This is a genomic window from Gilliamella sp. B2785, from assembly GCF_026537005.1.
Taxonomy (GTDB): domain Bacteria; phylum Pseudomonadota; class Gammaproteobacteria; order Enterobacterales; family Orbaceae; genus Gilliamella; species Gilliamella apicola_E.
This window is the reverse complement of sequence record NZ_JAFNNC010000005.1, coordinates 222,413-238,167: the sequence shown is the minus strand read 5'-3', so window position 1 is coordinate 238,167 and position 15,755 is coordinate 222,413. Positions and strand designations below refer to the sequence as shown.

The following is a 15,755-nucleotide window of genomic DNA, read 5'->3' as shown; positions in this document are numbered from 1 at the left end:
TTTTTATGGCTAAACGACGTTGACTCCTTGAGTCAGCTTACTTTTAATCACCTAATACTATTTTTTATCACTCCCACCCCCGGCCCTAAGGATTAAGGACGAAGAAATAAGAACTAAGGATGGGCACAAAGCGTGGACCAGGTTTCGTAGGAGTTTTTGCTTACAACGTTACCCCAGTCATGGCCCACGACAAAATACTGGTCACTAGCCCAGTACGCATAGTTGGGACTGAAACCAACGGAGTAATAGCGCATATCCCCCCACTCAGTGAAAAAACCGGAACCTATATGACGCATGTACCAATTACCAGGTGAGGAAGGGGTGGCGGTGACTGAACCACGACAGTCAAAATGGTTGTTAGGACAAGATGCGTTGGTTAAATCCTTTACCTTCGGAAGGCGATAACCAAGACTATTACACCAAGATAATGTATTAGAATAATTTTTCTTCACAGAACCAGTGTTCACGAACCACTGCTTCAAAGTAAAACCATATTTGACGACTGGAGTACCATTAGTATCACGACCGACCAACTCGAATGTCTGAGGCAAAGATGGAGTGGAAACACGACTAGGATTGGATGAATTAATCTGGGATTGAGTAGCGTAAGGACCAGTTAAAGTAACGCGTACGCTTGTAGCAGTAGAATTAGACATTGTAACAGTAATACCTCCCTGAGATACGGGAGACCAATACAATGGCTGACTAACACCACTAATATCTAAATCAAAGTACAATCCATTAAGACCTGTAGTAGGAAAGTTTTGACCGTAACGTGACGGGTCTGTTTCTTGAGTGAGAAAACCCTTAGCTGGGTCCCACATCGAAGCTGGGCCAGCATATCGACCTGTACTATAGTACCTATCTGGTCTTGCAAAACAAACCACAGGCGAAGCCTTAGGATTGACGTAATAAGTCACGCTACTTTCACGGAAAGTACTACGATTAGGAAAACCATAACGTGTAGATAATGTACCGTTAGTACTAGATAACGTAACCTTATAAGGAGAATTACAAGTCGTTAACACGGAATTACGTGATACAGATTGATTGTTTTTATCGACGATAGATAAACTTAAAGAACCTGTAGCAGTAACGCCAGAATCTCCATCATCATCACCCCAATAATTATTAGGAGGACCAATAAGAGAACTCAAAGCGACTGAAGTAGTATCAGTAGGAACGAACATACGAATATCAGCAAAACTCTGACCCGCAACCGTCAAGACGATTGGTGCCGAAGAAGATGAAGTATTGGTTGAAGGTGTATATTTAGTTCCGTCAGATAGCGTAATCCCAAGCAGACCGTTAGTATCAACTGCACGTGTACGACCACCGTCGAAAGTCAAATACGGTGCACTACCCTGTATCTGATTTGCTGTTGTCTGTGATGTCAATGCGTGACCAGAAAAAGGAAGGAAAAAGACCACGAAAGAAACAATCTGCCGGGATAATTTGGGAAAATCGAAGGATCGAAAACTGGATCCGGAAAAGGATCGCGAAAAGGATCTGAAAATGGATCCGAAAAACGATCGGAAAAAAGATCGAAAAGAGGATCGCGGAAGCGATCGCGCGAAAATTCGCAGAATTTCACTTGATTGAGTGGGAAAATAAGTGTCAGTGAAAAATTTAAACTGGGTGCTGGACTTAGATGAATTTAAAAGATAGGTTGGCCAGGTTGCCTGTTGCCTGTTGCCTGTTGAAAATTATAATGCATTTTAGACTACCCTGTCAAGTAATTTTTTGATTAATTTACAATTTTATGCTTTTCTGTCAAATTTTAGCCTAGTAGCTAAAACCGTGTAAAAAGTATAGTGATGGGAAAAACACGATGCAACACTTTTTTTCACTCATTTACGTTAACTTTTGTAAATAAGATCTAAAAGGATCTAATTTATAATTTATTAACTATTGTTTTAATTAAATATATCGCGATTACAAATCTTTGGAATTAGAGCAATTGATCCTCAAAAATTTTATTTTTGAGCTTTGAATTAGAAATTTAGTGATTTTGATCATTTAATAATTTTTAAGTGAAATTTAAAACTCCAAAAACCCCGCTCCTCAACTTTTTAAGAAACGGGATATTATCTGCACTGAATAAACTGACTAGTGTTGATTGATTCGAAAATTATATTTTATTAACTGCCTACACGGCATAAACCCTGATTTGCCAGAATCAACATTCATTATTTTATTTCTAAACTGCCTACACGGCATAAACCGCAATATAAATTTTCATTTTATTATCTCTACTTTTCTAAACTGCCTACACGGCATAAACCAAGAACAGCTGATCCAAAAATGCGTAAATAATTTTCTAAACTGCCTACACGGCATAAACCAAGTGTAAACCGCAAGTCGCAGTCTGACCAACTTTCTAAACTGCCTACACGGCATAAACCATCAAGTAGCGTTAGATTTTATAAAAGTCATTTTTCTAAACTGCCTACACGGCATAAACCTAATTATTTTTGATTTAGTGCTTTACATTTTATTTCTAAACTGCCTACACGGCATAAACCCAGCTAATTTAATTAAAACCAATTTTCTAAGTTTTCTAAACTGCCTACACGGCATAAACCTTTGCAGGATTAAAAGAATACAGAAGGAGAATTTTCTAAACTGCCTACACGGCATAAACCTAGAACAAGACATACTATAATCGTTGTTTGCAAAAAGGCAAAGGGCATTTGGAGTTTTAAAAACCCTTTTTTTCAGTATCTTTTTAATATCATGATTTTTAATTATTTTATTTTTTGATTAAAAAAAAGGTTATAAAAATACTATTTTTTAGGGGTTAGAAAACCCCGCTCCTCAACTTTTTTACTCTAATATCGATTCTTAACCATAATTAAACAAGGTCATAAAAATAGGCATGATTAAGGTTAATAGAAAGCCTTGGACGATTGCGGGTGGTACGATGCTGATTCCGGCGCCTTTTTGTAGCATAGGTAGCGTAAAGTCCATCGATGTAGCACCACATAAACCTAACGCTGTGAATTTGTAACGTTTGATTAGGGTTGGGATTAGGATGATGGCGCATAATTCGCGTAGGATGTCATTTAGGAAAGTGGCACTGCCTATAATTGGGCCATGAGCTTCGGTCATGAGTATTCCTGATAGTGAATACCAGCCAAAGCCTGATGACATTGCCAGCCCTACTCGTACAGGTTGTGACAATATGAGTGCTGCAATAATCCCACCTAAGAAGGTACTTAGTACCACAATAATAGTGGTAACTATGCCGACTTTGTTAAGTAGGATCTGTTTTAGTGAGATGTTGTTACTTCGTAGTTGTATACCAATAAGTAGCAGTAAAAAGACGAGTACCACTTTGGTGATGTCTTCACTATATTGCCAAATAAAGAGTGGAAAGAGTCCAGCAATAAAGCCGGCGATTAGCGCTATGCACACTCGCAGTGATTCTAAGATCATTTTGAATCGTGATTCATAATTTTGTTTACTATGGGTGGTGCGCCACGGTAAAAATAGGTCAATTAGCGCTAAAAAGATGAAATTGCCACCAAAGGTACAAACAAAAATGATCGCGGTGTAAAATAGGATAACTTTTATGTTAGAAGCTAGATTATCTAAGTGAGCCAACTCGGTTCCCATGATAAATAAAATAAAATAGACCATCCAACTTAAGATTAGGTTTATTTTGGTGATCCATTTTTGCTCTTTGAATTTAATCAAATAACCTAGACATAACGGCACTAAAGCAATAAGAATACCAAAATACATGTTTTATTCCTTTATTTTCATTTTTAAAAGTCAAATTTTTTATATCGCTTGCTAATTTGAACAAGCGATTTTTTTGTCGTTAATCCATACTATTATGTTAATGCTGCTAATTGAGTTTCAATTTTATTTTGCAGTTCATCTAATAATGCATAACGATTGCGATACTCAGAACGTTTTTTACTGGCAATATCTTCAATGGCTTTTCGGTTGATTTGGGTGGGTAAAATAAATAACGATCTTTCGTCTTGTTTACCGTCAATAGTTAACCAAAAATCATCATAATCAGATAAGATTCTTTCTTGTCGGCTGTTGTAGCGCCAGTTGTTGTAAACATGGGTTTTATTGCCCACAGCAATAATTTGTTCAAGCTGGAAATAACGAGCAATAATTAATGCGGCTTCCACCACCACACGTTTAGGAAATAGTCCATAACACTGTTTTGTTGCTTGCTGAACTCTGGTGCGAGCGTCTTGATGCCCTGTTCCTTGTAATCCTGCTATAAACAGTGTTGGTTTTTGTTGGTATTGGTTAATGGTGAAGGTTAACGTGGCTAAATCAATGCCATCATTGTCATAAAAATATAAGCTTAGCTCACCTTCACGAGCAAACTTGTTACGTGCTTGGATGGCAATTTTTATGTTAGCTTCGTTCTTAGCCATAACACTTGCTAGTTCAAATGATGAATCTGGATTGTAAAAAGCTTTAGTCATGCTATCAGGATGATTTGCTAAAAAATCATAATGATAGGCTAAGGCTTCATAGCGCTCTTGTTGACTTAAACAAGACGCTAAATAAGGTCGTTGTAATTTACAGGGTAAATTGGTTTGGCATGATAGATAGTATCCAAGTAATGGGTATTGTCTTAATTTATCTAATAATTTAAGCGTTATTGGGCTTAAAAATAGGGTCCTGAAAAAAAATTTATAACGATAAGTCGGTTTAAGCCATAGTTCATTAAGCGGTAGTTTACCTGTACAAAGCCAGTTAAAAAGTTGCCATTTACTTTTAGGCTGGGACATATTCGTAATATTGTTCATAAGCAGAAAAATGTGTTCGTAAGTTTGTAAGAAAATTATATGTGGCTAAATTATTAAATATCAATTTAATATTAACGTTAAATTTAAATGTTTTAAGTAAGCTGATAAGAGTACAACACAACCTAAGTCAACGCAACCCTTGCGGTGTGATGAATAAAAAAACGGTGAACTGTGTCACCGTTTTTATGATCGTTTAAAAAAACGAATTATTGACCTTTAACTTCTTTTAAACCGTTGAATGGTGCTTTTGAACCAAGCGCTTCTTCAATACGGATTAATTGGTTGTATTTAGCAACACGGTCAGAACGGCTCATAGAACCAGTTTTGATTTGACCAGCAGCTAAACCAACAGCTAAATCAGCAATTGTTGAATCTTCAGTTTCACCACTACGGTGTGAAATTACTGCTGTATAACCAGCATCTTTCGCCATTTTAACTGCTGCGATAGATTCAGTTAATGTACCGATTTGGTTAACTTTAACTAGGATTGAGTTAGCGATGCCTTTTTCAATACCTTGTTTGAAGATTTTGGTGTTAGTTACAAATAGATCGTCACCAACTAATTGGATTTTGTGACCTAATGCTTTAGTTTGGTATGCCCAACCTTCCCAATCGCTTTCATCTAAACCATCTTCGATTGATACGATTGGATACTGATTAGTTAAACCTTCTAAATAGTGAGTAAATTCTTCAGCAGTGAATTCTTTGTTTCCTTCACCTTTTAATACGTATTTACCAGTTTCTTTGTTGTAGAATTCAGATGCAGCACAGTCCATCGCTAAAGTGATGTCTTTACCTAGTACATAACCTGCTTTTTCTACAGCTTCTTTGATACATGCTAATGCTTCAGCGTTTGAACCTAAGTTAGGTGCAAAACCACCTTCGTCACCAACAGCAGTATTCATGCCTTTAGCGTGAAGTACTTTTGCTAAGTTGTGGAATACTTCAGAACCCATACGGATTGCTTCACGAACTGTTTTAGCACCAACTGGTTGAATCATAAATTCTTGAAGGTCGATGTTGTTATCAGCATGTTCACCACCGTTGATGATGTTCATCATTGGTAATGGCATAGAGTATTGACCTGGAGTACCATTTAGGTCAGCGATGTGTTGATAAAGTGGTACACCTTTCGCTGCAGCTGCTGCTTTAGCTGTTGCTAAAGATACTGCTAGGATTGAGTTAGCACCTAAGTTAGATTTGAAATCAGTACCGTCTAAATCAAGCATGATTTGGTCGATTGCAGCTTGATCTAACGCATCTTTACCAATAACTGCTTTAGCGATTGGTCCATTTACGTTTTCAACAGCTTTAAGTACGCCTTTACCTAAAAAGCGAGATTTGTCACCATCGCGAAGTTCTAACGCTTCACGTGAACCTGTTGATGCACCAGATGGAACGATTGCAAGACCAACGAAACCACCTTCTAAATGAACTTCAGCTTCAACAGTTGGGTTACCACGAGAGTCGATGACTTCACGACCATGTACTTTAACGATTTTTGCCATGTTATTTTCCTCTATATGACAGATATATACCTAATGTAAACATAAATTATTTTTGCTGCTGATCTTGATAATCTTTGGCAGCTTTAACAAAACTACTAAATAATGGATGTCCATCACGTGGAGTTGATGTAAATTCTGGATGGAACTGACATGCAACAAACCAAGGATGGTCTGGAATTTCAATAATTTCCACTAATTTTTTATCAGTTGATAACCCTGTCACTTTTAAGCCAGCCTTGACAACTTCTGGTAATAAGTTGTTATTGACTTCGTAACGGTGACGGTGACGTTCGGTTATCGACTCTTTTTTATACATTTGAGCGACTAATGAATTTGGCTCTAAATGACAGATTTGCGAACCTAAACGCATGGTGCCACCTAAGTCGCTATTTTCATTGCGTTGAACCACATTACCAGACTCATCACTCCATTCAGTGATTAATCCAATAACAGGACTTGCACAATCTTTTACAAACTCTGTAGAGTTGGCATCTTTAATACCCGCTACATTACGTGCATACTCTATCATAGCAACTTGCATTCCGAGGCAAATGCCTAAATAAGGTATTTTGTTTTCACGTGCATAGCGCGCTGCAATAATTTTACCTTCAACGCCACGATAACCAAATCCACCCGGTATTAAAATCGCATCTAAGCCTGCAAGTAAATCGGTACCGCGTGATTCGAGGTCTTCTGAATCAATATAACGAATATGAACAGTTAAACGGTTTTTTAATCCACCGTGTTTTAACGCTTCATTTACTGATTTATATGCATCAGGTAATTCGATGTATTTACCTACCATGCCAATTGTGACTTCACCTACTGGATTAGCTTCTTCATAGATGACTTGTTCCCATTCAGATAGATCGGCTTCCTTACATTCAAGATGGAAACGATTGCATACGTAGGTATCTAAATTTTGTGATTTCAATAATGCTGGGATTTTATAAATCGAATCAACATCTTTAAGTGAAATCACCGCTCGTTCAGGCACATTACAAAATAGTGCAATTTTAGCTCTTTCGTTAGCCGGAATTGCGCGATCTGAACGGCAAATGAGTATGTCAGGTTGAATACCAATTGATAATAACTCTTTAACTGAGTGTTGGGTCGGTTTGGTTTTAACTTCACCTGATGATGCAAGATAAGGCACTAATGTTAAGTGCATAAATAAGGTATGTTCACGACCAACATCAACCGCTAATTGGCGAATTGCTTCTAAGAATGGTAGTGATTCGATATCACCCACTGTGCCACCCACTTCAACGATAGCGACATCGTAACCTTTGGCACCATCAATAACACGATCTTTAATCGCATTGGTAATATGGGGGATAACTTGGACTGTCGCGCCTAAATAGTCTCCACGACGCTCTTTTCGTAAAACGTCAGAATAAATACGTCCAGTTGTAAAATTGTTTTTTCGGCTCATTTTGGTGCGAATAAAACGCTCATAATGACCCAAATCGAGATCGGTTTCGGCACCGTCTTCAGTCACAAAAACTTCACCATGTTGAATTGGGCTCATTGTTCCCGGATCGACGTTGATGTAGGGATCGAGTTTTAGCATGGTGACTTTTAAATTGCGGGCTTCTAAAATTGCAGCTAATGAGGCTGCGGCAATGCCTTTACCTAAAGAAGAAACGACACCGCCTGTAACAAAAATATAATTCGTGACCATTAATACCAGACCATTATTAATTTAATTGAACAATATCACATTAGTTTAAATGATAAATGCAATATATGATGAATCAGACGGGAAATTAGTATAACAGAATATGGTTTCTCTCACAATTGAATAATTGAGTTTAATTACTTAGTTTGTTTACTAACTTGGTGTCTATTATTTAATTACTGCTATTAACCCAGAACAGTTAATCGTTATATTCAAGAATTTTATCTTGATAATGACTAATAATTTTTTCGAGCCTAAATTGGTTGGCGGCTTTTTTCCATATATAAATAATAGTATTAATTAAGGCGATGAAGATAACAAACAGAAAGACAAAATTGTTGATCAAAATTGGCGATGAAAATAACTGATTTTTATCGATATCATTTCCATAATCAGTTGAAAGTGTTAGTTTCGAAATTTCTCCATTATGATAGCTAACTTTGGTAACAATACCTGTAATTTTTAAGTTGGCACTATTACCTAATAAAATATTATTGTAGTAATCAAGTTGCTCTTTGAAATTCCCATTTGAGTATATATAGTTTTGATCATACAGTGGAATTAAATTGGTTAATTGTATACTAAGGTTATTTGCATCATTTTGTAGCATGACCACTTGTTGTTTTGCTTTATCGGCTAATTGTTTTAGTAACCATGTTCGATATTTAGCAACGAGTCGGTCGAGCTTTTTAGCTGAGGATAATGTTACAATTTTTTCCATATCAGGATGCAATTTGGCATAAGCCACCACCTCTGACCAATTATCGGTTAGATTACCATTTGGTAGTAAACTTGCTAAGCTATTTTTAATTTCTTCGCAAGGTTCAAGGTTTGAATGATTACAACCATCATTAATGATTAAAATAGCCTTGCTAATATCGTAAATTTTTATCAACTCTGATGTATCTTGGCTATTTGGCTTGTATTGTGGATTATAGCGATGAGAGTAACGATAATTACCTATAAGCTTATTTAAACGCTTTGCGAGAGTTATTTCGTGAACTTCATCGTCTTTTTTCATCTTAATAAGATTTTCAGAATAAATTGTTTGTAAATATTGAGGCCAAGAAGGGAAAAGACTAAGTTTATTGCTGTCTATTGGATTGAGATTAACAAATATTTTATTACATTGAAAATAATGTTTTTTTATATTTTGTATATTATGAATATCACATGAAACACTAGATAAATTCAAATTAACCCGATCCATAGATTGGATGGCGGATTGCTTTAACGTGACTTTATCATCAATATTCCAAGTAGTGAGTGGCGCGGTTAATTGTCGATAGGTAAAATCTAATTTTTCACCCGCATTAGTAAAAAAGAAAATTAAAACAGCCAGTATCAATCCCGTAATAGATAACATAACATTATGATGAACAAATTTTGGCGCACCATAATTTCTTACCTCCTCACTTATTGATAAGTGTTCACCACAACTAAGTACTCGTGCTGTATCAACTTCGATCTGCATGTCAATAGGTATATTATTATTGGGGAGAAACGGTTCCCAGTATGTGGGAAAGAAAATATCATAGCTTGAATCAATAGTTAAATTAAGATAGGCTGACCAACTACGCCTAATTGGTGCTTTAATATGATTAACATATTTGGTCGGCAATTTTCGTTTTATACTCGATGCAATTAGGGCAAAAATAAAACAGATGATTGAAAAAATAACCAAGGCAATTGACTGAAAATGTTCTAAAGCTAACAAAAGCATTACGCCTAAAACAAAAAAAACTGTCATTAATTTGCCAGAATTGCTTCGGTCTTGGTTCGCGATTTCAAATTGATTTTTTTCTCGTTTGCTAAGAATCTCAAAAAGCGGTTTTTTTTCAGATGTTTCAGTGACTAGTTGTGTTAAGGTCTCATTAGATTTTTCTATGTTATTTAAACGAATAGGTCTAAATATTCCCGTCTGCCAAAAATCATAAAGTTGTTCCTGTTTACGAGCTTGCAGTCTCAAACTAGCTTGCACTAAATCATAGCTGTTTATTTTAACTACAACGGCATAACTATAAGTAAAGACAATTTCAACCGTATTAATATCATAAGTGATAGTTTCTTGTAGATCTGGATCTCGCTCTTTAAACCCTCTAATACCGATATCCATATTGTAAGGAAAAAATAACCGGATATTATTCATCTGATAATAATATTTATTTAGGGTTTCATCAGTAAAATCTTTTTCAATATAACCTTTTAGTTTCACAACTTCAGAACTGATTAATACGTTTTCCCAATGATAAGGAGTGGTAAAATTGTTTTCATTATCAAGATAAGATTGAAGAACAAGGGTTTCTTCTTCTGTTAGCTGTCGTATTGCATGTTTACGGATAAACTCATACTTCTCAGGCAGGCTTTTTTCGTTAATTAGAGGCTCTTTGACTTCTGTAAAATCGGGACCAGATAATTCAAAATACGCAATAGCGAAAAAAATAATAACAAACAGTATAATAACTAACATACTTTTAAGATCTTTTTATTTAAACTTTATATTAAAACGGTTTATTTAAGATTAATGATAGTACCTAATCTATTTTCATAATATTTTTTAATTTCTTTAATTCGGTGTTGGTTAAATTTTGTGTTTTTAACAAGTTTAACGCCGTTAATTATTGTGGTAAATGCCATAGCGATAAATATGATAAGATTAACAATAATTAAAGAAATATAGGATATTGTTTGATTTTCACCAAAATTATAACGAGGATTTGCATTAACTTTTAAAGCAGAAATCGTTTTAGCATTTTGATCCTTACCATAACGAATATCACTTACCACACCAATAATATTAACATTAGGCGAGATAGTGCTATTTAAAATATCAAAATAATAATTCACCATTTCATATTCGTAGAGTTTCATCGATTTAAATCGCGATGCCATGTCAATTTTGATTAATGGTGTCATGTCAATATAGCTTTGATTGGTTAATGTAATTTCTATTTCAGACTGATATTGAGAAACAATTTTTTTTATCTCTTTTTGCAATGCTGATTTAAATAAACCTAATTCTCTTGAAAGAGCATATATTCTTCTATTTTCAGCTATGATAGCTAAATCAGGATTTCCTTTGGTTTTAGCGAGTAAATCATCCCATTCATCATATCTAAAAAAAATATCACCCTTATAAAATAAATTACTCATTCGGAGTTTAACTTCATCACACTGTGCTACAGGCAAAATATTACAGCTATTGTCGATGTCAATTACCATTTGCCCAAAATCTTTTATTTTAGAGAAAGGATTTTTCTCAAAAGCCTCATACCCTAACTCATAATTAACTCTCGCAACGGCTACTTCTTGCGAATTTTTAAAACGTTTTAATTCTTCATCATAGATATATTCAATAAAATTGGGAGAAAATATATGTTTTAATGACTTTTCGATGCTCATAAAATCATTTTCTTTAACATCAATTGGCTGGCTATTGATAAAGAAGTTATGACATTTATAATTTTCAGTTAAATCATTAACATCACACGATGTGTTTTTAATCGAGATATTCACAATATCACCATGCTTGATATCACTATTATTTAACGTGGTGAGATCGTTAATTTTTAGGTTTTTAGATTGTTGCGTGTAATATCGATATGCAAAATATCCATTATTAATTGGATCAGTATAATATATGAGCGTAATAGATAAGATTATCCCAACCACCAATAAAATGATATTTTGCCTGACTGATTTAGGCGCTCCAAATTGTTCGACTTCGTCATTGATTGATAACGTGTGACCATAGCGAAGTAATTTTTTCCCATCCTCACTAATCACCATTTCGGTAGCAGAATCTGAACTTTTAGGGATAAAGTTTGACCAATGCTTAGGGTATTTTAATACCGTATTTTCGTCTATCCCCACTTTGTTAAAATAGTTATCATGAATTCTAGCTTCAATGACGTTCACTTGCTGTGGGGTTAGATCAAATTTAGGTTTACGCCAAGCAAAAAAAGCAGCACCACCAATGCAAAGCAGGATTATAATGGATGTATGATCATCACTATTATGCCATGATAATGTGAATAAAAAGGTGGCTAATAATAAACACATCGAAATCGGTAAATAATTGTTAAATTTACTTCGAATTGTGGCTTCGAATGGTGTTTCTTCTCGTTGGTAGAGGGTTTTATTCTTTGACTCGTCTAAATTTACCTCATCGGTGCTTTTCAAATCATCATCATAAAGAGTGAGTGACTCAATTTCAAAAGCATCTATATTATCGTTGCGTTTTTGATAAAATTTGTCAGTATGGTCTTTTAAGTGCCCAAAATCGTTGAATTCATATTCCTCGTTTGGATCATAGTTTTCCTGTGCGGTTTTGATATCGTAATCATTAATGTTAACGACAATCCCATACCGTTTGGTAAATACAACTTCTATGAGATTAAATTGATCAATATACTTATCCATATTATATGGAAAGAACAGCTCTATATCGTCTATTTCATAATAATAGTCAATTTCATCAGTATTTTTGTTAAGACTATGACGACAACAAATCCCTTGAAATTGTGATACTTTGTTATCAACTAATGAGGATTGAAATTTATAGGGATAAACCGCCATTTTACTGGTTAAAAACGGTTGTAATAGGTCTAGCTCTTCATCCGTTAGATCTCTTATTGGTTCACGTAGGCTTAAGTGGTCGTCTAAATTATCCTTATTTATACTGCGCTCGCCTTTAAAAAGAATAAAGCTAACCATTCCAAAAATTAAAATGCCAATTTTTACAAGCGTAAACCAATCCATAGTAATTTCTTAATCCAATAATTCTTTTATTAAAAAACTGCGTTTTTAAAAAACGAGTTTATTTTTAATCTATTCCTACTCTATTTAGCGAATTTTCCTCTGAATTCGATAAAATCTTTTAAATTATCAATATCCTTAATTTCCAATTTACCAGCAACTTTATGAATAATATCTAAATGAATTAATTCATTAACGGCCCGACGATAGACACGATCGGTAGTGCCAAAACGTTCTGCTTCTAAGTAGTTTTTTTGAAAATTATTAACGGGATGAATATTTAGATGATGCTGATATATATCATAAGCAATGTTATAACAGATTGAATATAAAGTTCTTTTTAAGAAGATATCTAATGTTTCTTGATAATCAAAAGCAATAGCACTAGCAAAAAACAGTGCTAATTTAGGATATTTGAGTAATGATTGATATAGTTTATCAATGCTGACGATAGCGACAGTTAGGGCTTCTTCGGCAATGATATCAAATTGACATAAATAGTCGGTAAAAAACTCCATTTCACCAAATATATGCTCATCACAATCTACTGTACCAAGATGGAATCGACGACCATTATTGGCCTGATAGCGTATCGAAATCGTACCATTATAAACAACAACTAAATTATCGACTTTACATCCTTGATGAAAAAGCGTGGTTTTTTCATCGACAATTTTCTTTTCTACAATGCATTGTTCTATAATTGATTCGAGTAATTTATTGTTTTCCTGCCAATAACGGCTAAATCGACCTTTATTTAATGATTTTAATTGCATATCACCGAAGTTTTTAACCACAAAATATATACCCCATCAGAATCGATAACATATTGATAGTTAATTATCTATCGCGTTATCTCATTCTGAAGAGGCATCATTATAGTCAACCATTGTAATAAAAGCGATATCCTAAGTTAATTTCATTGATTACTTTTTAGAGCTCTTTGCTTTAAGAACATTGATATAGCCAACATAACGATAATAACGGCATAATATATTGGTATGGTATTCATAATAACTTGAATGTCTAAATAGTTATGCAGTATTGAGCTAATAGCTGGGCTAAACATCGCCCCTGCACTGCCACTGATTAAAATAAATGAAACATTTTTGCTTGATGCATTTTTTACAAAGGTTACACCATAAGCGACAAAGGCATTATATAAAGCAGAGCAGACGAATCCATATCCATAAGTTAAGTAGCCAATGCGATCAAGGCTATCGTTATCACTGTATTCGGTGTTGACGATCATCAATGTCATAATAAAAGCTAATAAAATAATTGAGATAAAAAAGTGTTCAATTTTAACTCGCGTCACGATCACTGTTGAAACTAATGCCCCAATTAAAGCTGCTGCCCAATATTGGGTAATAATATTGCCAGCCAATTCAAACGATATAGAAAATTTTTGGCTAACAAATAACGGGGCCCAAGTTAAGAAGGTATATAATGCTAACATTGCCAAAAATAATCCAATACCAGCAGATAATATCCCAAAATTCCACTCAGATGGCTGAGACTGTTTGACTGTTGGATGACTAATTAAATCGAAATTAGTCAATATAATGATGAATAACATTAAGACTGTTACCAGCCCAACCATTAAATAGCTACTTGCCCAAGATAAGTCATGCGTTAAAGCGTAGGTAGTAATCAGTGGGAAGATGACACCAGCAATGTTAAATGTCGCATCTTGTACAACTAACATTGTACTTTGTATCTTATCTTGCCAAGTTGATACCACAATCGTCCCCGCAATGCAGAGCCCTATTCCACCACACAAACCAATCAAAGTCATACAAACTTGAAGTATCAAAAGCGAGTTTGTGATATATAAAATGAGCGAACAGGCAATTATAATCGAATAACTAAGCAAGGTGATGCGTTTAATCCCAATAATATCGATTAAAAAGAATGCCAAAATAGTGCCTATTAACGCCCCACCATTTAATAAAGAAAAAATGAATGCGACACTGTTTACATCTGCATTAAAACTCTGTGCTATGGGTTCTATTAGCATACCAAACTGACTGGCAAAGCCAGCCATAATAAAATTAGCTAAAAAACTAATAAGTGTGAGCGATAATTTATTTTTCATATTTCCATCCGAGAAACGCAATAAATTAAGAGTTAACAGCCACGTTTAAAGCAAGTTTGATCATATTATTAAATGTCATTTGCCTCTCTTCCGCAGTTGTTTCTTCACCAGTTAAGCAGTGGTCTGAAACGGTTAAAATCGCTAACGATTCGACATTGAATTGTTGAGCAATTCCATATAGACCTGCCACTTCCATATCGATACCTAACACCCCTGATTTTTCGAGTGTACTTATTAATGTTTCGTCAGGATCATAATAAAGATCACCACTAAATACATTCCCTACTTTAACCGGTAAATTCATGTTATTAGCCATTTCATAAGCTCGATGTAATAAGGAAAATGTCGCTGATGTAGCAATGTTATAACCATTTGCTCTTTTTTGATTTGTCATCGAATCAGTTCCTGCTGCTACAGCTAAAATCACATCACGCATTTTAACGCTTTGCTGTGTGGCACCTAAAGAACCTACTCGAATAATCCGTTTAACATTAAAGTCATTAATTAGTTCATGTGCATAAAGGGTTATTGATGGAATACCCATTCCGTGCCCCATTACTGACACGGCTTTTCCTTGATATAAACCAGTATATCCAAGCATATTACGTACATTACAAACCTCTTTGGCATCGGTTAAGTAATTTTCTGCAATAAATTTCGCCCGTAAAGGGTCACCTGGCATGATAACGGTTTGTGCAAAGTCGTTGGGATTAGCATTGATATGTGCGGTCATAATATTTCCTGAATAATGAGTGATTTGAATTAATTATAATAAGGAAATTTTTCAATTAACTAGGACATAAGTCCGAAGCCAATGTTCTATGCCACATTTTTAGAAATTAATTTGGAAATAAATGATTATTGATAAAAAAAGCGCTTAATGCGCCGTTAGATTTAAATTTTCTCGTCTTTAATCTGCCAATTTT

At 34.8% G+C, this 15,755-nt stretch carries 10 protein-coding genes and 1 CRISPR repeat array; all 10 genes read right to left on the bottom strand.

Annotated features, from left to right (window positions below; translation table 11 throughout):
• Positions 1–113 precede the first annotated feature (113 nt).
• The 10 genes from J3U24_RS07705 to deoD all read right to left on the bottom strand — a co-directional run bounded on the left by J3U24_RS07705 (position 114) and on the right by deoD (position 15,562).
• On the bottom strand, positions 114–1,430 hold the full coding sequence (locus J3U24_RS07705) for a hypothetical protein (protein WP_267337788.1): 1,317 nt from the start codon (positions 1,428–1,430) through the stop codon (positions 114–116).
• Between the two features lie 707 nt (positions 1,431–2,137).
• Positions 2,138–2,645: direct repeats of the CRISPR family, unit length 28 nt; unit sequence TTTCTAAACTGCCTACACGGCATAAACC.
• Positions 2,646–2,844: 199 nt separating this feature from the next.
• Positions 2,845–3,747 carry a lysine exporter LysO family protein gene (locus tag J3U24_RS07700; RefSeq protein ID WP_220225912.1) on the bottom strand — a complete coding sequence of 301 codons (903 nt, stop codon included), beginning with the start codon at positions 3,745–3,747 and terminating at the stop codon, positions 2,845–2,847.
• A gap of 92 nt (positions 3,748–3,839) precedes the next feature.
• Positions 3,840–4,766: a VirK/YbjX family protein gene (locus J3U24_RS07695; protein WP_267337789.1), complete on the bottom strand. Its 927-nt coding sequence runs from the start codon at positions 4,764–4,766 to the stop codon at positions 3,840–3,842.
• Positions 4,767–4,990: 224 nt separating this feature from the next.
• On the bottom strand, positions 4,991–6,292 hold the full coding sequence (eno, locus tag J3U24_RS07690) for a phosphopyruvate hydratase (protein ID WP_065733917.1): 1,302 nt from the start codon (positions 6,290–6,292) through the stop codon (positions 4,991–4,993).
• 46 nt (positions 6,293–6,338) lie between these two features.
• A complete protein-coding gene (gene pyrG / locus J3U24_RS07685) occupies positions 6,339–7,976 on the bottom strand; it encodes a glutamine hydrolyzing CTP synthase (RefSeq protein WP_065563301.1) in 1,638 nt (545 codons plus the stop codon).
• Positions 7,977–8,172: 196 nt separating this feature from the next.
• Complete coding sequence (locus tag J3U24_RS07680) at positions 8,173–10,443, bottom strand: IgaA/UmoB family intracellular growth attenuator (protein WP_267337790.1); 2,271 nt, start codon at positions 10,441–10,443, stop codon at positions 8,173–8,175.
• A gap of 41 nt (positions 10,444–10,484) precedes the next feature.
• Positions 10,485–12,734, bottom strand: a complete 2,250-nt coding sequence (locus J3U24_RS07675; RefSeq protein WP_267337791.1) for an IgaA/UmoB family intracellular growth attenuator — start codon at positions 12,732–12,734, stop codon at positions 10,485–10,487.
• 80 nt (positions 12,735–12,814) lie between these two features.
• The gene (locus J3U24_RS07670; RefSeq protein ID WP_065734165.1) at positions 12,815–13,507 is read right to left on the bottom strand and encodes a Crp/Fnr family transcriptional regulator; all 693 of its coding nucleotides are present in this window, start codon (positions 13,505–13,507) and stop codon (positions 12,815–12,817) included.
• A 143-nt stretch (positions 13,508–13,650) separates the two neighbouring features.
• The gene (gene tsgA / locus J3U24_RS07665; RefSeq protein ID WP_267337792.1) at positions 13,651–14,829 is read right to left on the bottom strand and encodes an MFS transporter TsgA; all 1,179 of its coding nucleotides are present in this window, start codon (positions 14,827–14,829) and stop codon (positions 13,651–13,653) included.
• Between the two features lie 25 nt (positions 14,830–14,854).
• Positions 14,855–15,562 carry a purine-nucleoside phosphorylase gene (gene deoD / locus J3U24_RS07660; protein WP_065563305.1) on the bottom strand — a complete coding sequence of 236 codons (708 nt, stop codon included), beginning with the start codon at positions 15,560–15,562 and terminating at the stop codon, positions 14,855–14,857.
• Between the last annotated feature and the right edge of the window lie 193 nt (positions 15,563–15,755).